Source organism: Loktanella sp. IMCC34160 (assembly GCF_004145845.1).
Taxonomy (GTDB): domain Bacteria; phylum Pseudomonadota; class Alphaproteobacteria; order Rhodobacterales; family Rhodobacteraceae; genus SELP01.
The window spans coordinates 407,220-429,565 of sequence record NZ_SELP01000002.1 but is presented as its reverse complement, the minus strand read 5'-3'; the positions used below and the strand labels follow the sequence as shown (position 1 = coordinate 429,565).

General features: G+C 63.7%; 20 protein-coding genes. 8 read left to right on the top strand and 12 right to left on the bottom strand.

Translation table 11 applies throughout. The features are described 5' to 3' along the window. The first annotated feature begins 156 nt into the window (after window positions 1-156). Window positions 157-783 carry a thiamine phosphate synthase gene (locus EU803_RS06445; RefSeq protein WP_129680958.1) on the top strand — a complete coding sequence of 209 codons (627 nt, stop codon included), beginning with the start codon at window positions 157-159 and terminating at the stop codon, window positions 781-783. Here the strand turns inward: EU803_RS06445 and EU803_RS06440 are convergent. Then, window positions 761-2,830 (bottom strand): ComEC/Rec2 family competence protein, encoded by a 2,070-nt coding sequence (locus EU803_RS06440; RefSeq protein ID WP_347400079.1) that lies wholly within the window; start codon window positions 2,828-2,830, stop codon window positions 761-763. The two genes, EU803_RS06445 and EU803_RS06440, sit on opposite strands and share 23 nt — an antisense overlap. Before the next feature lie 100 nt (window positions 2,831-2,930). Between EU803_RS06440 and gltX the strand changes: the two genes are divergently transcribed. The 3 genes from gltX (at window position 2,931) to EU803_RS06425 (ending at window position 6,493) form a co-directional block, all read left to right on the top strand. Continuing rightward, the gene (gene gltX, locus EU803_RS06435; RefSeq protein WP_129680956.1) at window positions 2,931-4,334 is read left to right on the top strand and encodes a glutamate--tRNA ligase; all 1,404 of its coding nucleotides are present in this window, start codon (window positions 2,931-2,933) and stop codon (window positions 4,332-4,334) included. A 98-nt stretch (window positions 4,335-4,432) separates the two neighbouring features. Continuing rightward, window positions 4,433-5,728, top strand: coding sequence for a citrate synthase (locus tag EU803_RS06430; RefSeq protein WP_129680954.1), 1,296 nt, complete (start codon window positions 4,433-4,435; stop codon window positions 5,726-5,728). 240 nt (window positions 5,729-5,968) lie between these two features. Then, window positions 5,969-6,493, top strand: a complete 525-nt coding sequence (locus EU803_RS06425) for a DUF2087 domain-containing protein (RefSeq protein WP_129680952.1) — start codon at window positions 5,969-5,971, stop codon at window positions 6,491-6,493. Here the strand turns inward: EU803_RS06425 and EU803_RS06420 are convergent. From EU803_RS06420 to EU803_RS06370, 11 genes are all read right to left on the bottom strand, one after another. After that, entirely contained in the window at window positions 6,490-7,266 is a 777-nt protein-coding gene (locus tag EU803_RS06420; RefSeq protein ID WP_129680950.1) for an enoyl-CoA hydratase-related protein, read from the bottom strand. The two genes, EU803_RS06425 and EU803_RS06420, sit on opposite strands and share 4 nt — an antisense overlap. Before the next feature lie 72 nt (window positions 7,267-7,338). After that, window positions 7,339-7,782: a cytochrome c-type biogenesis protein gene (locus EU803_RS06415; protein ID WP_129680948.1), complete on the bottom strand. Its 444-nt coding sequence runs from the start codon at window positions 7,780-7,782 to the stop codon at window positions 7,339-7,341. Continuing rightward, window positions 7,779-9,761, bottom strand: coding sequence for a heme lyase CcmF/NrfE family subunit (locus EU803_RS06410; RefSeq protein ID WP_129680947.1), 1,983 nt, complete (start codon window positions 9,759-9,761; stop codon window positions 7,779-7,781). Before EU803_RS06410 ends, EU803_RS06415 begins: the two co-directional genes overlap by 4 nt. 72 nt (window positions 9,762-9,833) lie before the next feature. After that, window positions 9,834-10,046 (bottom strand): hemolysin XhlA family protein, encoded by a 213-nt coding sequence (locus EU803_RS06405; protein ID WP_129680945.1) that lies wholly within the window; start codon window positions 10,044-10,046, stop codon window positions 9,834-9,836. Next, window positions 10,036-10,614 carry a holin family protein gene (locus EU803_RS06400; RefSeq protein WP_129680943.1) on the bottom strand — a complete coding sequence of 193 codons (579 nt, stop codon included), beginning with the start codon at window positions 10,612-10,614 and terminating at the stop codon, window positions 10,036-10,038. Before EU803_RS06400 ends, EU803_RS06405 begins: the two co-directional genes overlap by 11 nt. Next, on the bottom strand, window positions 10,605-11,216 hold the full coding sequence (locus EU803_RS06395) for a holin-associated N-acetylmuramidase (RefSeq protein WP_129680941.1): 612 nt from the start codon (window positions 11,214-11,216) through the stop codon (window positions 10,605-10,607). Before EU803_RS06395 ends, EU803_RS06400 begins: the two co-directional genes overlap by 10 nt. 84 nt (window positions 11,217-11,300) lie before the next feature. Continuing rightward, window positions 11,301-11,744, bottom strand: a complete 444-nt coding sequence (gene ccmE / locus EU803_RS06390; protein WP_129681595.1) for a cytochrome c maturation protein CcmE — start codon at window positions 11,742-11,744, stop codon at window positions 11,301-11,303. Window positions 11,745-11,762: 18 nt separating this feature from the next. Beyond that, on the bottom strand, window positions 11,763-12,791 hold the full coding sequence (gene argC / locus EU803_RS06385) for an N-acetyl-gamma-glutamyl-phosphate reductase (RefSeq protein WP_129680938.1): 1,029 nt from the start codon (window positions 12,789-12,791) through the stop codon (window positions 11,763-11,765). Window positions 12,792-12,859: 68 nt separating this feature from the next. Beyond that, complete coding sequence (gene murI / locus EU803_RS06380; RefSeq protein ID WP_129680936.1) at window positions 12,860-13,672, bottom strand: glutamate racemase; 813 nt, start codon at window positions 13,670-13,672, stop codon at window positions 12,860-12,862. Next, window positions 13,653-14,555 (bottom strand): lysophospholipid acyltransferase family protein, encoded by a 903-nt coding sequence (locus EU803_RS06375; RefSeq protein ID WP_129681593.1) that lies wholly within the window; start codon window positions 14,553-14,555, stop codon window positions 13,653-13,655. The genes murI and EU803_RS06375 overlap by 20 nt, the downstream gene beginning before the upstream one ends. An 84-nt stretch (window positions 14,556-14,639) precedes the next feature. Further along, window positions 14,640-18,059, bottom strand: coding sequence for an indolepyruvate ferredoxin oxidoreductase family protein (locus EU803_RS06370; RefSeq protein WP_129680934.1), 3,420 nt, complete (start codon window positions 18,057-18,059; stop codon window positions 14,640-14,642). Window positions 18,060-18,240: 181 nt separating this feature from the next. On the opposite strand from EU803_RS06370, the gene EU803_RS06365 reads away from it, so the two are divergent. The 4 genes from EU803_RS06365 to grxD all read left to right on the top strand — a co-directional run bounded on the left by EU803_RS06365 (window position 18,241) and on the right by grxD (window position 22,282). After that, the gene (locus tag EU803_RS06365) at window positions 18,241-19,149 is read left to right on the top strand and encodes a LysR family transcriptional regulator (RefSeq protein ID WP_129680932.1); all 909 of its coding nucleotides are present in this window, start codon (window positions 18,241-18,243) and stop codon (window positions 19,147-19,149) included. A 289-nt stretch (window positions 19,150-19,438) separates the two neighbouring features. After that, window positions 19,439-21,598, top strand: coding sequence for a phosphoribosylformylglycinamidine synthase subunit PurL (gene purL, locus EU803_RS06360; RefSeq protein ID WP_129680930.1), 2,160 nt, complete (start codon window positions 19,439-19,441; stop codon window positions 21,596-21,598). 74 nt (window positions 21,599-21,672) lie between these two features. Then, window positions 21,673-21,909 (top strand): BolA/IbaG family iron-sulfur metabolism protein, encoded by a 237-nt coding sequence (locus EU803_RS06355; RefSeq protein ID WP_129680928.1) that lies wholly within the window; start codon window positions 21,673-21,675, stop codon window positions 21,907-21,909. A gap of 13 nt (window positions 21,910-21,922) precedes the next feature. Beyond that, window positions 21,923-22,282: a Grx4 family monothiol glutaredoxin gene (gene grxD / locus EU803_RS06350; RefSeq protein ID WP_129680926.1), complete on the top strand. Its 360-nt coding sequence runs from the start codon at window positions 21,923-21,925 to the stop codon at window positions 22,280-22,282. Window positions 22,283-22,346 lie beyond the last annotated feature (64 nt).

Sequence of the window (22,346 nt, the reverse complement as noted above, 5' to 3'; positions counted from 1 at the left end):
GCTGACAAGGGACTGGCGGCCATGGTGGGTCAAGACCCACCTTACGAAATCGGCGGCACCTGTAAGGTGGGTCTTGACCCACCATCCCCCTTCCGCCGTTCCGCTCCATGGGCTATAGCGGCGCGGAACCGGACAAAGGCCAAAGGGGGCAAGGACATGAGCGACGACACCGACCTGCCGCAAATCTACCTCATCACCCCGCCCGAACTGGACCTGTCGGGCTATCCCGACCGGCTGGCCGCCTGCCTTGACGTGACCGATATCGCCTGTGTCCGCCTCGCGCTGGCCACACGTGACGAAGACCGCCTGTCACGCGCCGCCGACGCGCTACGCGAAGTGACCCATGCCCGCGACGTGGCGCTGGTGATCGACAGCCATGTGCTGATGGTCGAACGGCTGGGCCTTGACGGGGTCCACCTGACCGATGGGTCGCGCTCTGTCCGCAAGACCCGCAAGGATCTGGGCGAAGATGCCATCGTCGGCACCTTCTGCGGCAATTCCCGCCACGACGGGATGACCGCCGGGGAACTGGGCGCGGACTATGTGTCGTTTGGCCCGGTCGGGGACAGCCCGCTTGGCACCGGCACCCGGGCCGAGCAGGAACTGTTCGAATGGTGGAGCCAGATGATCGAAGTGCCGGTCGTGGCCGAGGGCGCGCTGGACGAGGATCTGATCCGCGCCATCGCCCCGCATACGGATTTCTTTGGCATCGGCGACGAGATTTGGAGCACCGACGATCCGGCTGCAACGCTGCTGCGGTTCAAGGCCGCCATGGCAGGCTAAGGGGCGCAGCCCCGCCGTTCCACAGACGCTCGCCCACCACCTCATGGGCGGTGACGATCTCCAGCCCATCCGCGCCCTCGCGGATCGACAGTGCACCGGTCGCCCGCAATCGGTTTGCGTCGTAGGCGATACAGGGCCGATCGCCCGCCAGCCGTTGATCGGTGATCAACACTTCGGCCCCGCCGCATCCCTCCAGCGCGTCCAGCGCGGTCTTGCCTCGCACCAGCAAAACGGTTCCCGCCTCCAGCCGGACGCGCCATTCCCGCCCCGTCGCGTCGATCCCCGGCCGTGCCGCTGCGATCTCTTGCGCAACGGGCGCCCCATCGTTTTCCAGCCAGGCCGTTGCCGCGAACCCGTCGCCCGAGGGCCGCGACAGGGCCCGCCCGTCATCGGTCATAACCCCCATCAGCCCGCCCGTATCTGTGACCAGCAGAACCGGCCGGTCGACCCCGGACCAGAGCCAGAAACCGCAACCCATCACCACCGGCCCAAGCCAGCGCCCCCGCCCCTGCCAGAGGATCAGCCACAGCCCCCCCAGCGCGATCAGCGGCAGGACCCAGCCACCCGGGCTGGGCACATGGCCAAGAGCCCCGTCCCAGCCGGCGATCCGATGGGCGACGCCGAGAATCCAGCGCAGGCCCAAATCCATCAGCCACAACCCCACCCCCTCCAGCCCGATCAGCGACAGGCAGGCGGTCAGCACGGCGGCGGGCATCACCAGCACCCCCATCAACGGCACCGACAGAAGGTTGGCGATCAGGCCAAAATGGGAAATCTGGTTGAAATGCGCCGCCGAAATGGGCGCGGTGGCAAGCCCCGCCACGGCCGAGGACACCACGACGGCAAAGACCGGGCGCAGCCAGCGCGGCAACCAGTCGGTGCGCCCCCGCAGCGCCTCAAAGACCGCCACCAGCGCCGTGGTCGCGGCAAAGGACATCTGGAACCCCGGCCCGGTCAGGTCCTCGGGGTGGATCGCCAACACGATCAGCGCGGCGATGGCCACCGCCCGCAGGGTCAGGGCCCGCCGGTCCAGCAGGACGGCGACGAACATCACGCCCACCATGACAAAGGCCCGCATGGTGGCCACATTCCCGCCCGAGAGGGCCAGATAGAAGGCCCCGGCCAACAACCCGGCAATCGCCGCGTATTTCTTGACCGGCCGGCGCAGGGCCAACCCCGGCACCAGAACCAGCCCCAGCCGGACCGCCCCGAAGACAAAGCCGGTCAGCAACCCCATATGCAGCCCCGAAATGGCCAGAAGATGCGCAAGGTTCGTGGCCCGCAGATCGTCCAGCGTGTCGCGACCCATGCCGGACCGGTCGCCGGTCAGGATCGCCGCCGCGAAGGCCCCGGTTTCCCCCGGTAGCCGCGCCTGTACCCCGGCGGAAATGGACATGCGCAGCCGGTAGAGCCACAGCTCTGCCCCTCCCTTCGGCGGGGCGAGCGCAAGAACCGGCGTGCGGGTGTATCCCACCGCGCCCAGCCGGTCGAACCAGGCCATGCGCTGGAAATCAAATCCCCCCGGCTCAACCGGGCCAGAGGGGGGCGACAGATGCCCCGTCATCATCACCCGCATCCCCGGCACCGGGTCGATGAACCCCTGTTGCCCGTGCAGCGACACCCGCACCCGGTCTGGCCGCCGGTCCGGGTTCATCCGGTCCAGCACGACCCGGTCAAGCGTCAGACGCACCGCATCCGATTGCGACCTGTCCACGACGACGATCCGCCCTTCGATCGTGCCGTAGTACCGAAAACCCAAGACCGGGGCCGCAACCGACTGCGCCCGGATGCCGGCCCAGGCCAGCCCGAGGCACAGCAGAAGGACTGCCACCGCCAGGGGCCGCGCCAGATAGGGCAGCCAGCGCGACAGGCCAAGTGCTACAGCGATCACGCCGCCAAGGATGACGTAGAGTGACAGGGACGGTTCGACCGGAAGCGTGAAATAGGCCCCGATCCCGATCGACAAGACCACCGGTGCCCAGCCGAATAGCGATCCGCGCTGCCTGATCCAGATCTCGGCCATCTGCTGTCCCGGCGCGATGCCCACGGGTAATCCCCTTCCAACTGCGGACAGACTTGCCCTTGCCCCCCGGCCTTAGTATCCCGCAAGCCTAAATCCGCCTTGGTTAGCGAAAGGTTAATACCCCATGTCCGAACAGCAGGTCGTCACCCGGATCGCCCCGTCGCCCACGGGATACATGCACATCGGCACGGCCCGCACCGCGCTGTTCAACTGGCTTTATGCGCGTGGGCGCGGCGGCAAGTTCCTCTTGCGGATCGAAGACACGGACCGGGAACGGTCCACCCCCGAGGCGACCGAGGCGATCCTGAAGGGCATGGAGTGGCTTGGGCTGGACTACGATGGCGAGGCGGTCAGCCAGTTCGCCCGTGTCGACCGGCACGCCGAGGTGGCGCATGAATTGCTGGCAGCAGGCACGGCCTACAAATGCTTTGCCTCGCAGGACGAGATTCAGGCCTTCCGCGAGGCTGCCCGGGCCGAGGGCAAATCGACGCTGTATCGCAGCCCCTGGCGCGATGCCGACCCCGCCAGCCACCCCGATGCGCCCTACGTTGTGCGGATCAAGGCGCCCCTGGACGGGGAAACCGTGATCCGCGATCAGGTGCAGGGCGATGTGACGATCCGCAACTCCGAACTGGACGACATGATCCTGCTGCGGTCCGACGGCACGCCGACCTATATGCTGGCCGTGGTGGTGGACGACCACGACATGGGCGTGACCCATGTGATCCGGGGCGACGATCACCTGAACAATGCCGCACGGCAGATGCTGATCTATGCGGGCATGGGCTGGCCCCTGCCCGTCTATGCCCATATCCCACTGATTTTCGGGCCCGACGGCAAGAAACTGTCAAAACGGCACGGTGCGACCGGCGTCGCCGAATACCAACAGATGGGCTACCCGGCGGCGGGGATGCGCAACTACCTCGCCCGGCTGGGATGGAGCCACGGCGACGACGAATTCTTTACCGATGCGCAGGCGATGGAGTGGTTCGACCTGCCGGGAATCGGGCGCTCGCCCGCGCGGTTTGACTTCAAGAAACTGGAAAATCTCTGTGGCCAGCACATCGCCGCGGGTGACGATGCTGCACTGCTGCACGAATTAGAGGCATTTCTTGCAGCCACGGGTGAAAACGCACTGACCGGGGAACAGCGTGACGGCATGTCGCGCGGGATGTACTGCCTGAAGGAACGGGCCAAGACCTTCCCCGAACTCCTTGAAAAGGCGCATTTTATCCTGACAAGCCGGCCTATTGACCGGGACGAGAAGGCCGACAAGGCGCTCGACTCTGTATCCCGTGGTATACTGAGTGAATTGACGCCGCAGTTGCAAAATGCTAGCTGGGATCGCGAAAGCCTAGAAGGGCTTGTGGCTGCCGTCGCAGAGGCGCATGACACGAAGCTCGGAAAGCTTGCAGGCCCCTTGCGGGCCGCACTCGCCGGGCGGGCTGTTTCGCCCAGCGTCTTCGACATGATGCTGGTCCTCGGGCGGGACGAAACCATCGCCCGATTGACCGATATCGGCGCCTAAGACTTTCGTCACACCTTGACGATAATGCTTCGGGCGGCGACCAAGAAACCGCCCGGACGCAATCCTTGCGTGCCGGTTCCTGAGACGAGGGGATATACATGGCCGAAACGACCAAGACCGCCACGCTGACGATTGACGGGCAAGCCTTCGAATTGCCGATCCATTCGCCAACCGCGGGGCCCGACGTCATTGATATCCGCAAGCTTTACGGTCAGGCCGGGGTGTTCACTTACGATCCGGGCTTTACCTCGACCGCATCCTGCGACTCGACCATCACCTTTATCGACGGGGACAAGGGCGAACTGCTGCACCGGGGCTACCCGATCGACCAGCTTGCCTCGAAGTCTCACTACCTCGAGGTCTGCTTCCTGCTGCTCTACGGCTATCTGCCTTCGGCGGACGAGCTGGAGAAGTTCGAGAACCTCGTGACCCGCCACACGATGATCCACGAACAGATGCATTACTTCTTCCGTGGGTTCCGGCGCGACGCGCACCCGATGGCCACCATGGTGGGTGTCGTTGGCGCAATGTCGGCCTTCTATCACGACTCCACCGACATCAACGACCAACACCAGCGCGAGGTCGCCTCGATCCGCCTGATCGCGAAGATGCCGACCATCGCCGCGATGGCCTATAAGTACCACATCGGCCAGCCGTTCGTGTATCCGCGCAACGACCTCGACTATGCGTCGAACTTCCTGCACATGTGTTTTGCGGTCCCGGCCGAGGAATACCAGGTCAACCCGATCCTGGCCCGCGCGATGGACCGGATCTTTACCCTGCACGCCGACCACGAACAGAACGCCTCGACCTCGACGGTGCGTCTGGCCTCCTCCTCGGGCGCGAACCCCTTTGCCTGTATCGCCGCTGGGATCGCCTGCCTTTGGGGCCCGGCCCACGGCGGCGCCAACCAGGCCTGCCTTGAAATGCTGCGCGAGATCGGGACGGTCGACCGCATCCCCGAATACATCGCCCGCGCCAAGGACAAGAACGACCCCTTCCGCCTGATGGGCTTCGGCCACCGGGTCTACAAGAACTTCGACCCGCGCGCGAAGGTGATGAAAGAAAGCGCCGACGAGGTGCTGGCGCTTCTGGGGATCGAAAACAACCCGACGCTTCAGGTCGCCAAGGAACTGGAGCGGATCGCGCTGGAAGACCCCTATTTCGTCGAGAAGAAGCTGTATCCCAACGTGGACTTCTATTCCGGCATCATCCTTGACGCGATGGGCTTTCCCACCTCGATGTTCACCCCGATCTTCGCGCTGGCGCGGACCGTGGGCTGGATTTCGCAGTGGAAAGAACAGCTTGCCGATCCGCAACTCAAGATCGGCCGCCCCCGGCAGCTGTATCTGGGCGAGGCGAGCCGCGATTACGTCGACATCGAAAAGCGCTGAACCAGACGCTGAACCAGACAAGGCCGCCCCACCGGGCGGCCTTCTTCTTGTAATCTGCAGCGGTATTTCCTATTTGGGCGTCAGGGTCCGCATTTCACCCAGGCGCCGCCATCCGTCACAGGACACGCTAAACCTGCCACGACCAACCGATCGCACCCCTTCTTCGGTGCCATCGACAAGGGCGGCCATCGACCCCGGACCCTGTCCGGGCGGCACTGACCAAAGCAGGAGTGCTCTCTTATGTCGCAGACCGCGATACCCGTCGTCATTGACGACCTTTCGACCTTTGCAAAGATGCTGCGAAGGGAACTTGCCCTACCGCCGGACGCCACCCCCGGGCACAGCGCCATGCTAGGCGCGATTGCCCGCGCGGCTGGGTTCCGCAACCATCAGCACCTGCGCGCCCATGCCCGCGACACCGGCGTTCAAAGCGACCCGGCCCTGCGGGGCCGCGCGATGGAACGCGCGCTTCGGTGTTTCGACGAGGCTGGGGTTCTTGTCCGTTGGCCCAAACAGGCCTCGGCCCGGACCCTTGCCCTTTGGGCGCTTTGGGCGGCCCTACCCGCCCGGCAACCCATGAGCGAACGGGAAGTGAACGAGGTCATCATGGCCCGTAGCGACATTGGCGACCATGTCATGCTGCGCCGCACCCTGATCGACCTTGGGCTTGCGACGCGGACCGCCGATGGGTCCGTCTATCGGCGGGTCGAGACGACCCCGCCCGCCGAGGCCGAGGCCATCATCCGCAGCCTGCGGCGGCGCTAGCGCCCTTCGTAGTGCGGGGGCCGTTTTTCCAGGAAGGCCAGAACGCCTTCCTGGAAATCGCGGGTCTTGCCACAGCGGCCCTGCAGCTTTGCCTCGACCGACAACTGCTGGTCCAGCGTATGTTCGAAGGTATCGGCCAGCGCCTTCTTCAACTGGCGATAGGCCACCGTCGGCCCCATCGCCAGTTGCGTGGCGCGACCCTTCCAATGGGTCTCGAATTCGGCCGGGGCGACCGCTTCGTAGATCATGCCCCAATCGCGCGCCTGCGTCGCCGGGATACGGTCCGCAAACAGCATCGCCCCCATGGCCCGCGCAAGGCCGACCTGCCGCGGCATATACCAGGTTCCCCCGGCATCGGGGATCAGGCCGATCTTGGTAAAGGCCTGCTGAAAAAACGCGTCCTCCGAGGCGATGACCACATCGGCCGCCAGCGCAAGGTTCGCCCCTGCCCCGGCTGCCGCCCCGTTGACGGCCGCAATCGTCGGCACCCGGCAATTGTAGATCGCGTTCAGCATCGGCACGTATTCGTCGCGCAGAACCCGCTCCAGATCCATGTTCGCGGCATTGGTATTGTCGCCAAGATCCTGCCCCGAACAAAAGGCCCGGCCCTCACCGGTGATCACCACGACGCGGGCGGACTTCTCGGCCTCGCGCACCGCATGGGTGATCTCGGCCCGCATCTGGGTATTCAGCGCGTTCATCACCTCGGGCCGGTTCAGCGTGATGGTGGCGATATCGTCCTTCAGGACAGAGCGGATGGCCTGATATTCCATTGGAATCCCTTTGCGGTCTTGTCTGCCGCCTAACCTAGTGAACTTGTCGGTTCAGAAAAGCCAAACCCGGCGTCACGACCGCAGGATTTCGTCGAGCCGGGCCTTTTCGTCCTCGGTCAGGGTCTCGGCCTCTTTGCCGCCGCGGCGCCGGATCGTCGCCCAGCCGATCCCAAGCGCGATAATCAGCATCGCCGGCGCGGCATACCACAGGATCAGGTTGGCCCCGTCCCGCGTGGGGTTCAGCAGCACGAACTCGCCATAGCGGGTGACGATGAAATCCACCGCCTCGGCGTCGCTGTCCCCTGCCACCAGACGTTCGCGCAGAAGGATGCGCAATTCCCGGCTAAGCGCCGCGTTGGATTCGTCGATGCTTTCATTCTGGCAAACCGGGCAGCGCAATCCCTTGGAAATTTCGCGGGCGCGGGTTTCAAGCGCCGGATCGTCCAGAATTTCATCGGGCTGCACCGCCCAAAGGGGCGAGGCCAGCAAGGCAAGGATCAGGATCAGGCGTTTCATTCGGCAGGCACCCCGCCATTGGCGACCCGCGTCTTGGCCGCCCCTGCCGCGACCCGCAACCGCCGGTCGGTCAGGGACACCATGCCGCCAAGCGCCATAAGGATCGCGCCGCCCCAGATCCAATTGGCAAAGGGTTTGATATAGGTGCGCACCGCATAGCCGCCGCCATCCTGCGGATCGCCGATCACAAGGTAGATGTCTCGCAAAATCCCGTTGCGGATCGCCGCCTCGGTCGTGGGCATTCCGGCCACCGGGTAGAACCGTTTTTCGGGGTAAAGCGTCGTCACCTCGGCCCCGTCGCGCCAGACGACCATTTCGGCCATGGTCGAGATATAGTTCGGCCCCTCGACCCGTTCGCGCACCGCGCGCAGTTCAATATCCCATTGACCGACGGTAAAAGTTTCGCCCACCTGCGCGGTGCGGATGTCTTCCTGTTCCCAGGCCATCAGGGTGGCAATCCCGAAGATGGTGATGCCAAGGCCGGCGTGGGCCAGCAGTTTGCCCCAATCCGCGCGCGGCAGGCGGGTCAGGCGGCCCAGCCGGTCGGCCAGCGCCCCGCGCCCGGTCCGCATCCAGATATCGGTGATGGCCCCGAACACGACCCAGACCCCCAGCGCCACGCCAACAGGGCCAAGCGCCGTGCGCCCGGTCTGCATCGCAAAGACCAGCCCGCCAAGGGCCACCGCAAGCACGACCACCGGCCACAGCGGCCGCATCGCCTTGGCCAAAGACCCACGTTTCCACGCAAGGATACCGCCCACCGGCAGGATCAGCGCCAGCGCCACCATGAAGGGGGTGAAGGCCGCGTTGAAGAACGGCGGCCCGACAGACAGGGTGCGGCCCAGCACGACCTCGGCCAGCAGCGGCCACAGCGTGCCGATGAAGACCACGAAAGCCGACACCGCCAGAAGGATGTTGTTGGCGACCAGCGCGCTTTCGCGGCTGACCACCGAAAAGACGCCCTTTGCCTCCATCGACGCGGCCCGCGCGGCATAAAGGGTCAGCGCCCCGCCTAGGAAGATCGCAAGGATGATCAGGATAAAGACGCCGCGCTCGGGATCATTGGCGAAGGCGTGGACCGACGTGATGACGCCGGACCGGACGATGAATGTCCCCAGCAGCGAGAACCCGAAGGCAAGGATCGCCAGAAGGATCGTCCAGCTTTTCAGGCTTTCACGTTTCTCTACCACGATGGCCGAATGCAGCAGCGCGGCGGCGATCAGCCAGGGCATGAAGGACGCGTTTTCCACCGGATCCCAGAACCAGAATCCGCCCCAGCCCAATTCGTAGTAGGCCCACCACGACCCCAGCGCGATCCCCACGGTCAGGAACAACCAGGCCGCCAATGTCCAGGGTCGGACCCAGCGCGCCCAGGCCGCATCGACCCGGCCTTCGATCAGCGCGGCGACGGCAAAGGAGAACGACATCGAAAGCCCGACATAGCCGAGGTAGAGGAACGGCGGATGGAAGGCGAGCCCCGGGTCCTGCAGCAACGGGTTCAGGTCGCGCCCGTCAAAGGGCACCACCGACAATCGGGTAAACGGGTTCGAGGTGAACAGGATGAAGGCATAGAAGGCCACTCCGATCGCCGCCTGAACCGACAGCACCCGCGCCTTCAGCGTGGCCGGCAGATTGCCGCCAAACCAGCTGGCACAGGCGCCGAACAGCGTCAGGATAAACAGCCACAGCAGCATCGACCCTTCGTGGTTCCCCCAGACGCCCGAAACCTTGTACAGCATCGGCTTCAACGAGTTGGAGTTCTGGAACACGAGGTTCAGCGAGAAATCCGAGATCACGAAACTATAGGTCAGCGCCGCAAAAGAGGTGCCTACCAGAAGGAACTGCGTCGTCGCGGCCGGGTCACCAAATCCCATCCAGCCGCGCCAGCCTTTGCTGGCCCCGACCATGGGAACGATCATTTGGGCAACCCCCACAAGGGCCGCCAGAATCAGGGTGAAATGTCCAAGCTCTGCTATCATGCCCCCGTTCTAGCGCAGGGGCGGGGAAAGCCCAATCAAATCGGGGCGAGACATTTTGTCTGAGGCATATATTCAACCCCCCAGCGACAGACCGCCGCGCAGCACATAGGCCAGCGCGCCCATGATGATGGCCCCCATCACCAGCCGGACCAGCCATTTCAGCGTGTCCTCGATGGCGGACAGCCGGGTTTCGACGTTGATCCGGTGCACCTCGTCCACGGCGTTGCGGGTTTCAAGCGATGCCAGACGCCGTTCGATGGTCCGGCCCCAGTCTTCATTGGTCATCGCGGGCGCTCCTCCAATCGGTCAGGGCCGGGTTCGGGGCAAGGGCGAGCGCCTCTTCCGCCTGCTCCTCGGGCGTGCCGGGCGCGGTCAGGGCGGCGCCGGCCCCCAGCGCCTCGATCGCGCGGACCCGGCGGCTGACCTCGCCCGCCTGTGCGGCGGTCAGGACAACGGATTGCTGGAACTCTTGCGCCTTGGCCTGATGCCGCGCCCCGAAATAAAAGCTGACGATCGCCCCCATCAGCCACCACAGCGGTTCGGGCACCAGCGCGATCCCCTGCATCCGGCTGGCAAACCAGATCGGGTCCACCATCGCCATGACGAACAGGCCCAGCGTGCCAAAGGCCAACAGCGGGCGCGGCAGGCGGTTCAGCCCGTCGATGAACCGGTCGAAGATGCCTTTGCGCGGATGCGCGAATTCCGCCGCGAATTGCGACAGGCTTTCGGATTTGGCGTGGGCGTCGCGCGCTGCCCCGGCCTCGGCATTCTCGCGAAAGGCCCCCATGGTTTCCACCACCACGTTGCGCCCGTCCCCGAACAGGACTCCCAGGATGTTCGACATCAGCCCCATGCCGCCACCCGCGCCCGGTGTTCGGCGTCCGTCAGGTGATACTTCGGCGAGATGAATTCCTCGGCCCGGGTGATCCAGCCGCCCTTGCCGCCGTCGCGGCGCCGGGCATATTTGCGGCTGGCCGGGCGGGCATCGGCCAAGGCGTAGTAATAGTTGCGCCGCGCGATCCCATAGGCATCGGCGAAATGGCCCGGCGCGGCAGCTTCGGCGGCAAAAGACGCCTGAACGGTCTGCGGCCCGATCACCCCGTCGACGGCAATCTCGATCCGCATATCCCGGATCAGCCGTTGCAGGATTTTCACCGCATGGCTGCCCGCGTTGACATACATGTCAAAGACCGAGGCCTGAATCGCCTGCGGCAGACGGTCGATCCCCGGCGCGCGGTAATAGTGGTCGATGAAGATGCGGGTGGCCTCTTCCCGGCCCAGGGCCTGAACATCCCGCGCGTCGATCAGCCCATCATGGGTCAGATCGCGGCCCAGACGGCGCATCGTATGAATGGTGACCCCGTATTTCGTGGCCCCGCCGGGATCGTCGGGATCGTTCACATAGCCACCCTCGCGGGCGACGATGGCCTCTGCTATCTGCCGGACAGTCTGCATTTCCGCGCCTCGCCTGTTGATCAGGCACAGGCTGCGGAAAATCCGTTAAATCCCGGCTTTGGGACCGCGCGTTGCGCGCCCCCGTCAGCTTTCGGGTTCGACGTAGGTGCCCTGTTCCTTCAGCGCGTCGATGACTTCCTTGGGCATGTAGGTTTCATCGTGGCGGGCCAGAATCTCGACCGCCTCGAAGGTGCCGTTCACATAGCGGCCCTGCCCGACCATGCCCTGCCCTTCGTTGAACAGGTCCGGCAGAATGCCGGTATAGCTGACCGGGATCGACGCACCGCCATCAGTGACGTTGAAGGTCACGGTTTCGCCCTGCCCTCGGATCAGGCTGCCTTCCTCGACCAACCCGCCGATGCGGAACACCTCGGTTTCCGCGGGCGGTTCGGCGATCACCTCGGACGGGGAGCGGAAGAAATTGATCCCGTCCTTGAAGCCATAGCCGATCAGAACAGCCGAGATTGCCAGCGCAACGAAGGCCAGCGCTATCACCTGCACCCGCCGCCGTTTCTTGAGGTTCTTCAATCCCGCCATCTGTCGCCCCTATGGGAATACCGGGGCCAGCATCAGCCCGGTTGTTTCGTCAAAGCCCAGCATCAGGTTCGCGTTTTGCACCGCCTGCCCCGACGACCCTTTGCACAGGTTATCAAGGGTCGACACCACCAGCGCCCGGCCCGGCTTTCGGTCACCCACCACGCCGATATGGCAGAAGTTCGACCCGGCCACATGGCCCATCTGCGGCGCCTGTCCAAAGGGCAGGACCACGATAAAGGGTTCATCGGCGTAACGCGCCGCAAGGGCCGCATGGATCGCCTGCGGGTCCCCCTTGACGTAGCAGGATGCATGGATGCCCCGGTTGATCGGCACAAGGTTCGGGGTGAACTGAATTTCCACCTTCTGGCCCGCGATCATGGTGAATTCCTGATCAAACTCGCCCAGATGCCGGTGCTTGCCGCCTTGGCTATAGCCCGCCACATCGGTGGACCGTTCGGCAAACAGCATGTTTTCTTTCAGGCTGCGGCCCGCGCCGGAAATTCCGTTCTTCAGATCGCAGATGATGTCATCCAGATCAATCAGCGCGCCTTCGATCAGCGGGCGCAAGGCAAATTGCACCGTCGCCGCGTTGCAGCCCGTGCCCGCAACCAGCCGCGCGCCCTTGATCTCGTCGCGGTAGAACTCGGTCAGGCCATAGACTGCCTCGGGCTGAAGCTCGGGCGCGTCATGGGGCTTGCCATACCATTTTTCGTAATCCGCCGGATCGCGTAGCCGGAAATCTGCGCCAAGATCCACGATCTTGACGCTGCGCGGCAAGTCCTTGACCAGCGCCTGCGACAACCCGTGGGGCAGCGCGGCAAAGGCAAGGTCGATCCCGGACCAGTCGATCTGGTCGATGGTCACAAGGGTCGGCAGATCCAGATGGCGCAGATGCGGAAACACATCCGCCATCTCCATCCCGGCCTTGCGGTCAGCCGAAAGGGCCCCGATCCGCAGCGAAGGGTGGGTTGCGATGATTCGCACGAGTTCGGCGCCGGTGTATCCCGAGGCGCCCAGAATGGCGACGGTCTTGGTCATGTCATGCTCCGTTACAGGAGGGTATTTAGGGGCTGTGATGGCTTTGGGCAATGTGCGCCCGCGCCGCATCAGGCGGCGGTAAAACTGACCTGTCGTCGCAGGAACTGCGTCGCCCGGTCCGACACCTTGCGCGGATCGCCTGTGGTGAGGAAGCCGCTCTCGGTCCCCGGCCCGATCATCGCCGGATGCCGCCCAAGGTAATCGGCCAGGCTTTCGGCCACCAGATTGGCCTGGCTGAACACTTTCACCCCCTGCCCCAGCGCATCCTGAAACGTTTCTTCCATCAGCGGATAATGGGTGCAGCCAAGGATCGCGGCATCGGGTTCCGGCATCTTGCGCAAGAGCGCGTCCACATGGGACCGCACCAGCGCCTCTGCCAAAATCGTGTCGCCCTCTTCGATCGCGTCGACCACACCGCCACAGGCCTGCGCCTCGACATCGACGCCGATGGCGCGAAAGGCGAGTTCACGCTGAAACGCGCGGCTGCGCACGGTGGCGGGCGTGGCGAACAGCGCCACATGCTTCACCGCAACCTCGCGCGGCGGGGAATTGTCGCCCCAGTTACGTTCGGTCAGCGCCTCGATCAACGGCACGAAGACGCCCAAAACCCGCTTGTCACGCGGAATGAAACTTTCCTGCATCCGGCGCAGGGCGGCGGCACTGGCAGTGTTACAGGCCAGAATCACCAGATCACAGCCTGCGTCCCACAGCCGCTGCACGGCGGCGGTCGTCAGCTCATAGATGTCATCGGCGTCCCGCACCCCATAGGGCGCATGGGCGCTGTCAGCGAAGTAGACGAACGGCACATCCGGCAGGCGCTTTTGCACCGCGTCCAGAACCGTCAGCCCGCCCAAACCACTGTCAAAAACTCCGACCGCCATTGCCGCGCCCTTTGTATTTCGCCTCGAATTCATAGCCGACGCGGTTGGGATCAACCGGATCAGGACTCAGCTCATACGTCGCTTTGCGCAGGAAATCCATGCAGGCTTTTGAATCGCCTTTGAATTCGGCCAGCCGTTCGGCGGGGATCGGCGCACCGATCACGACCCGGACAGGGGTGCCGACACGGGCGCGAAATTCGCGGATCAGCATCCCCAAACGCAGGGTGCTATGCAGCCGACTGGCCAGTTGGAACAAGCGGCTGTTGCGCCCCTCAAAGAAGATCGGCACGACCACGGCGCCAGACCGCTGCACCATCTTGGCGGTGAAATTGCGCCAGCTGGGGTCCATCGGCGGCGCGAACAGGCGGGCCGCGGTGGACACCGTGCCGCCGGGAAACACGCCGACCGCGCCCCCTTCGGCCAGATAGCGTTGCGCCTCTGCCCGGGTTTCAAGGTTGGTCTTGGCCGCCTCTTTCGTCTCGTCAAAGGAGATTGGCAGGATCACCCGCTGCAGATCGGGCGAGCGACAAAAGACGCTATTCGCCAAGATCTTGAAATCACCCCCGCGTCGCTCGGACAGGATCCGCCCCATCGTCAGCCCGTCCAGGATGCCATAGGGGTGGTTCGCCACCACCACCAGCGGCCCGGTCTCGGGGATGTTGTCAAGGCTGCCACCCACGATCTCAAGGCTCAGCCCGTAACGGTCGAACAGCACCGCCCAGAAATCCCGGCCCCGCGCCACCTCCTCCTGATAGCCCCGCGCCTTGCGGATCAGGCGCAGCCGGCCCGTGGCGTTCTCCATCACCCGGACCACCGCGCGTGCCTTTCGGCTTTGCACGGCGCTGGCATAGCTGATGTCACGGGCGATCTGGCGGTCGTTCATCGGGCAATCCAAGGCTGAATCGTCGCGCATGTTCTAGTGCGGTTGACGCTAGGTTATCCAGCGAAAGTTTCAGCCTTGTGACAGCTACTCCGCCGCCAGTTTTTCCGGGCCGGATTCCAGCGCGGCCAGCAAATTGTCGCGCTGTTTCGCGGCCTTTTCGATGTTTGCGGCCTTGACCGGACCAAATCCACGGATCGTCTGCGGAAGCGCGGCAAGCGCCAGCGCGGCATCCGCATTCACACGGCCCCCAAGAGCGAGAACCCGATCCATATCCGCTTCGAACAGGGCAATCAGGGCGCGTTCCGTCCGCCGCTCCGACGTATAGCCGAAGATGTCCAACGGCGTGCCGCGCAGCCCCTTCATCCGGGCAAGAAGTTTGAACAGCATCCGCGTGGACGGGCCGAATTGCCGTTTCTTCGGGCGTCCGTCTGCCCCCGTCCCGCCAAGGATCGGCGGGGCAAGGTGATAGGACAGGCGCAGGTCACCATCAAAGGCCTCTCGCGCCTTCGCTTCGGTGTCCAGATGCATCCGGGCGACTTCGTATTCATCCTTGTAGGCCAAGAGTTTGTGATAGGACTTGGCCACGGCCTCTTTCATCGCGGGGCTATCGAACCGGGCCACGAAATCACGATACTTGCGGGCCAGTGCCGGGCCTTGATAGACCGTCAGCGCCTCTGCCCGGAAGTCGATTTTTTCCTGCAAGGTCAATGGCTTTTCGACCGGTCCTTCGCCGATCATTCTAACCACATCTTCGGGATGAAGAAACGCCCAACGCCCCATCTCAAAGGCGCGGATATTGGCCTCCACCCCGGCCCCGTTCAGCTCGATCGCCCGATGGATCGCCTTGCGTGACAGCGGGATCGCCCCCGCCTGCCAGGCGGCGCCAAAGACCATCATGTTGGAATAGATGGAATCCCCCAACAGGGCGGCGGCAAGGGCCGAGGCATCGAACAGCGCCAAACGGTCCTGAAGCCGGGCCTGCAAGGACAGGGTCAGATCTTCGGTCGGGATGCGGAAATCCGGATTGCGGGTGAATTCCCCGGTGGTGATGTCATGGCTGTTGACCACGGCACGGGCGGTGCCCGGACGCAGCAGGCCAAGTGTCTTGGCCCCTGCGCTGACCACCAGATCGCCACCGATCAGGGCGTCGCATTCGCCCGTTGCGACCCGGATCGCACTGATATCGCTAGGGTTTTCCGCCAAACGGCAATGAATGTGAACGGCGCCGCCCTTCTGCGCCAACCCGGCCATTTCCATCATGCCCGCACCCTTGCCGTCCACATGGGCGGCCATCGCAAGGATCGCGCCAATGGTGACAACCCCGGTGCCGCCGACCCCGGTGATGACCACGTTATGGGTGCCAGCGATCGGCCCGAAATCAGCCTCGGGCATATCCGGCAGGTCAAGCTGGGCGGTGGCCGCCTTTTTCGGCTTTGCGCCTTCGATCGTCACAAAAGAGGGGCAGAACCCCTTGAGACAGCTGAAATCCTTATTGCAGGCGGACTGGTCCACCGCGCGCTTGCGGCCCAGTTCGGTTTCGACCGGAACGATGGCGACGCAGTTCGACTGTACGCCGCAGTCGCCGCAGCCTTCACAGATATTGGTGTTGATGAAGACCCGCTTGTCCGGATCGGGAAACTTGCCCCGCTTGCGGCGGCGCCGTTTTTCGGCGGCGCAGGTCTGAACATAAACAATGGCCGATACACCTTTGATATTGCGCATCTTTTCCATGACAGCGGGCAATTCATCCCGTTCGTGGATCATCAACCCGGAAGGAAAGACCGAAAGGTCAATTTCCTCTTTCGGATCATGGACGAGCGCCACGTTCTTCACGCCCATCGCCTGAAGCTCGCGGCAGATCTGTTCCGCGCTCAGATCCCCTTCGTTCTGCTGCCCGCCGGTCATGGCGACAGCATCGTTATAGAGGATCTTGTAGGTGATGTTCGTGCCCGCCGCGACGGCAAAGCGGATCGCCATCAGGCCCGAGTGGTTGTAGGTGCCATCGCCAAGGTTCTGAAACACATGGTCGCGCGTGGAAAACGGCGCCTCGCCCACCCAATTGGCCCCTTCGCCGCCCATATGGGTGTAGCCGCTGGTTTCGCGGTCCATCCAAAGCGCCATGATATGACAGCCGATCCCGGCATAGGCGCGCGACCCATCCGGGAGCCGGGTCGAGGTGTTGTGCGGACAGCCGGCACAGAAATACGGCGTCCGGCTGGCGATCTCGGGGGCGTTGTCGGCCGTCTTGGCGGTTTGTAGCGCCTCCAGCGCGGATTTGACCCGATCGGTGCCGCGCCCCTCCTCGATCAGGATATCCCCGATCCGTTCGGCAATCAGCACCGGGTCCAGCGACATCCGGGTCGGGAAAAGTTCCACCTGCCGTCCATGTTCCCAGGTGTCGCCCTTGTGCCAGCCATAGACGCGCCGACCGCGCCGGTCGTCAAAGATCGCTTCCTTGACCTGCACCTCGATCAGCTTGCGTTTTTCTTCGACCACCACGATCAGGTCCAGCCCTTCGGCCCATTCGTGGAAGCTGGTCATATCCAGCGGGAAGGTCTGCCCGACCTTATATGTGGTGATCCCCAGCCGTTCGGCCTCGGCCTCGTCCAGACCCAGCATTTGCAGCGCGTGCACAAGGTCAAGCCAGTTCTTGCCTGCGGCGACAAACCCGATTTTCGCGCCGGGTTTGCCCCAGACCCTGCGATCAATTTTATTAGCGCGGGCAAAGGCTTCGGCGGCGAACCTCTTGTGGTCGATCATCCGCGCCTCTTGTGCGATCCAGTGATCGCCAAGGCGGATGTTCAACCCGTCCGCGGGCATCGGGAAATCGTCCGGCGTCACGAAGGACAGGCGGTGCGGATCGCCATCCACGACCGAGGTCACCTCGACCGTGTCCTTCATCGTCTTCAGCCCGACCCAAAGCCCGGAATAGCGCGACAGCGCATAGCCATAGAGCCCGTAGTCAAGGATTTCCTGAACCCCGGCGGGGGACAGAACCGGCATATAGGCATCGACCATGGCCCAATCGGACTGGTGGCAGACGGTTGAGCTTTCGCCGGTGTGGTCGTCCCCCATCGCCATGATGACCCCGCCCAGCGGCGAGGTGCCCGCCATATTGGCGTGTTTCATCACGTCGCCCGACCGGTCCACGCCCGGGCCTTTGCCATACCACAGGCCGAACACGCCGTCGTATTTGCCCTCGCCCCGCAATTCCGCCTGCTGCGTCCCCCAAAGTGCTGTTGCGGCAAGGTCTTCGTTCAAACCCGGCTGAAAGGTGATCTGCGCGGCATCGAGATCGGTCTTGGCTTTTGCCATCTGCAGATCCACCGCCCCAAGGGGCGAGCCGCGATAGCCCGTCACATAGCCCGCCGTGTTCGCCCCGGCCCGCGCGTCCCGCGCCTTCTGCATCAGCATCAGCCGGACCAGCGCCTGCGTCCCGTTCAGCAGCACCTGCCGCTTTTCCAGATCGTATTTGTCGTGAAGACTGATTTCGGCCCGGGTCATGGCGTCCTCCCTGACGGTCTGTGGTCCTCCCCCCATTATAGGTCAAAATTGCTGACCTACCAAGGGGATTTTCCGCCCTCTTTTCCCGATAAACACCTGACACTTATAGTTGCATGAGGCATGTTAGCCAAAGTAACAGATGAAACTTCGCGAGCGGTAACGGCGACAACAGGGAAACGTCATGGACTGGGACAAGCTAAGAATATTTCACGCGGTGGCCGATGCGGGCAGCCTGACCCATGCGGGCGATACACTGCACCTGAGCCAATCCGCCGTGTCCCGCCAGATCCGCGCGCTGGAAGAGTCGCTGAACACCACCCTGTTTCACCGCCACGCGCGGGGCCTGATTCTTACCGAACAGGGCGAACTTCTGTTCGACGCGACGAAATCCATGCTGAAACGGTTGGACGCCGCCGCTGCCCGCATCCGCGACAGCGAAGAAGAGGTGTTCGGCGAATTGAAGGTGACGACCACGACGGGCTTCGGCACGCTGTGGCTCGCCCCGCGTCTGCACAAGCTGTATGAAATGTATCCTGACCTGAAGATCGACCTGATGCTGGAAGAACGGGTGCTGGACCTGCCCATGCGCGAGGCCGACGTGGCGATCCGCATGAAAGAGCCCAGCCAGGCCGACCTGATCCGTAAGAAGCTGATGAGCGTGCGGATGCGCCTTTACGCGTCGCAGGACTATCTTGATTCCCACAAACCCATCGATTCCCTGTCGGACATGCCGAACCACCGGCTGATCTGCCAGTCACCCAATTCGTTCCAGGTGTCGGCCGGGTCGACCTTGGTCCAGCACCTTCTGACGTTCGAACCGCAAAGCCTGCTGACCGTGAACAACTACTTCGGCGCGCTTCAGGCCATTCTGGCGAATGTCGGTGTCGGCGTTCTGCCCGATTACCTGACCGAGGATTTCCCGAACCTGATCCGGGTCTTGCCTGACGTTGAATCCGGTGAGGTTCCCGTGTTCCTTGCCTACCCCGAAGAGCTGCGCCAGTCGAAGCGCGTTTCGGCCTTCCGCGACTTCGTGCAGGACGAGATTTTTGCCCATCGCCGCCGGATGCGCGTTCTGGCGGAGGAGACCTGACGTCGAGCTATGCAATCGGTGCATATCGGGCATGTCGTTTTGTGGCCGTTTTTTCCTTGATTGCCTACTGAAGCGACCCTATCTGAAATCTCGAAGCCGGTGATGCTGAAACGCTCATCAACTTCATACCTCCCTGTTGGACTTGCCGGGCCTTGTGCCCGGCAATTTTTTTTGTGCCAAAGCATTGTGCACTGTGAAAAAACGCGCTGGTGCGGCGCCACGGCCCTTCCCCCCTTGGCTCGCTTGCCCTATTAGGGCGCCAATTCCAGCACAGCCCCGGGGGACCACCATGCAGGAACCGCAGATCACCGCTGATCTTATCGCCGCACACGGGCTCAAGCCCGACGAATACGACGAGATCCTGCGCATCCTGAACCGGGAACCAACCTTTACCGAGCTTGGCATCTTTTCGGCGATGTGGAACGAACATTGTTCCTACAAGTCGTCGAAGAAATGGCTGCGCACCCTGCCCACCGAAGGCCCGCAGGTCATCTGCGGCCCCGGCGAAAACGCGGGCGTCGTGGATATCGGCGACGGGCAGGCCGTGGTCTTCAAGATGGAAAGCCACAACCACCCCTCCTACATCGAACCCTATCAGGGCGCGGCGACGGGTGTTGGCGGTATCCTGCGCGACGTGTTCACCATGGGGGCGCGGCCGATTGCGGCGATGAACTCTCTCTCGTTCGGGGAAAAGGACCACCCCAAGACCCGCCAGCTGGTGCATGGCGTTGTCGAAGGCGTGGGCGGCTACGGCAACTGCTTTGGCGTCCCGACCATCGGGGGCGAGGTCCGGTTTCACCCGGCCTATAACGGCAACTGCCTTGTGAACGCCTTTGCCGCCGGTCTGGCCGATGCCGACAAGATCTTCTACTCCGCCGCCTCTGGCGTGGGGATGCCCGTGGTCTACCTTGGCGCCAAGACCGGGCGCGACGGTGTTGGCGGCGCAACCATGGCCAGTGCCGAGTTTGACGACACCATTGAAGAAAAGCGTCCCACCGTTCAGGTCGGCGACCCCTTCACCGAAAAGCGCCTGATGGAGGCTACGCTGGAACTGATGCAGACCGGCGCCGTGATCTCGATTCAGGACATGGGCGCGGCGGGGCTGACCTGCTCTGCCGTTGAAATGGGCGACAAGGGGGGCTTGGGCATCCGGCTCGACCTCGACAACGTGCCACAGCGCGAAGAGGGCATGACCGCCTACGAAATGATGCTGTCGGAATCCCAGGAACGGATGCTGATGGTGCTGCGCCCGGAGAAAGAGGCCGAGGCGCGCGCGGTCTTCGAAAAATGGGACCTCGATTTCGCCATCGTCGGCGAAACCATCCCCGAAGACCGGTTCCTGATCATGCACGGGGGCGAATGCAAGGCCGATCTGCCGCTGGCCCGTCTGGCCGGCTCTGCCCCGGAATACGACCGGCCGTGGAACGAACCCGTGGTCAACGCCGACATGGACGACGTGCCGGGTGTCGACCCGATCGACGGGCTGAAGGCGCTGATCGCTTCGCCCAACTATGCGTCGAAGCAGTGGGTCTATGAACAATACGACAGCCGCGTGATGGGTGACACCACGCAGGCGCCGGGCCTTGGCGCGGGCGTCGTGCGGGTGCACGGCACCCAGAAATCGCTCGCCTTCACGTCGGACGTGACCCCGCGCTACGTCAAGGCGAACGCGGTCGAGGGCGGGAAGCAGGCCGTGGCCGAAGCCTTCCGCAACCTTTGCGCGGTCGGGGCCAAACCCTTGGCCACCACCGACAACCTGAACTTCGGCAACCCCGAAAAGCCGGAAATCATGGGCCAGTTCGTCGGCGCCCTGCGCGGCATTGGCGAGGCCTGCCTTGCGCTGGACACCCCGATTGTTTCGGGCAACGTGTCGCTGTATAACGAAACCGACGGGCAAGGCATCCTGCCGACCCCGACGATCTGCGCCGTTGGCCTGATCTCCTCCCCCGAGGAACTAATCGCCGGGACCGCGCGGGACGGGCATGTTCTGCTGATGATCGGCGAAACCAAGGGTCACCTTGGCCAAACCGCCCTGCTGGCAGAGGTCTTCAACCGCGAAGACGGCGACGCGCCCCATGTGGACCTGAACGCGGAGCGCAAGCACGGGGATTTCATTCGTGCCAACCACGCGCTGATCGACGCCTGTTCCGACATCGCCGACGGCGGGCTGGCGCTGGCCGCCTTCGAAATGGCCGAGGCCGCGGGTGTCGGCGTGACGGTGGACGCGGACGATACCCCGACCCTGTTTGGCGAGGATCAGGCCCGCTACCTGATCGCCTGTTCCTTCGACAAGGCCGAAGCCCTGATGACCGAGGCCGGCGCCGCGGGCGTGCCGATCACCACGGTCGGACGTTTCGGCGGCGACAAGGTGCGTTTCGGCAGCAGCGAGGCCGCGCTGGACGAGCTGTCCGCGATCTTCCGCGGCAGTTTTGAAGCCGCGTTCGGCTAGGCAACCGGGGCCGCCCCCTTGCGGCCCCTCCTGCCCCGCTCTACATCTGGGAAGAAGACGAGGAGAGCACCAAGATGGCCATCACCGCCGAAGAGATCGAACACCTGATCCGCGAGAGTTTCCCCGATGCGCAGATTACCGTGCAGGGTGATGACGGGGCGCATTTCGCAGCACTTGTGGTCGACGAAAGCTTTCGCGGCATGAACCGGGTGCAGCAGCAACGCGCGGTCTATGCCGCGCTCAAGGGCAAGATGGACGGGTCCAACGGCGAATTGCACGCACTGGCCCTGACCACCAAAGCCCCCGAATGACAGGAACATCAAGATGAGCGCTGAAGACCAGATCAAGGAAACCGTGACCGGCAACGATGTCGTGCTGTTCATGAAGGGCACCGCCTCCATGCCGCAATGCGGGTTTTCGTCCCGCGTGGCGGGCGTGCTGAATTTCATGGGGGTCGACTACAAGGACGTGAACGTTCTGGCCGACGAAGGCATCCGTCAGGGGATCAAGGAATATTCCGACTGGCCGACCATCCCCCAGCTTTACGTAAAGGGCGAATTCGTCGGCGGCTGCGATATCGTGACGGAAATGACCCTCTCGGGCGAGCTGGACCAGCTGTTCGAACAGCACGGTGTCGCTTACGACAAGGAAAAGGCCGACCAGATCCGCGCTGCGAACCAGTAAGGCAAGCGTTGGAGCGGCAAGATATTCGGGGGGCTTTGGCCCCCCGTTTTCGTTTCAGGACAAG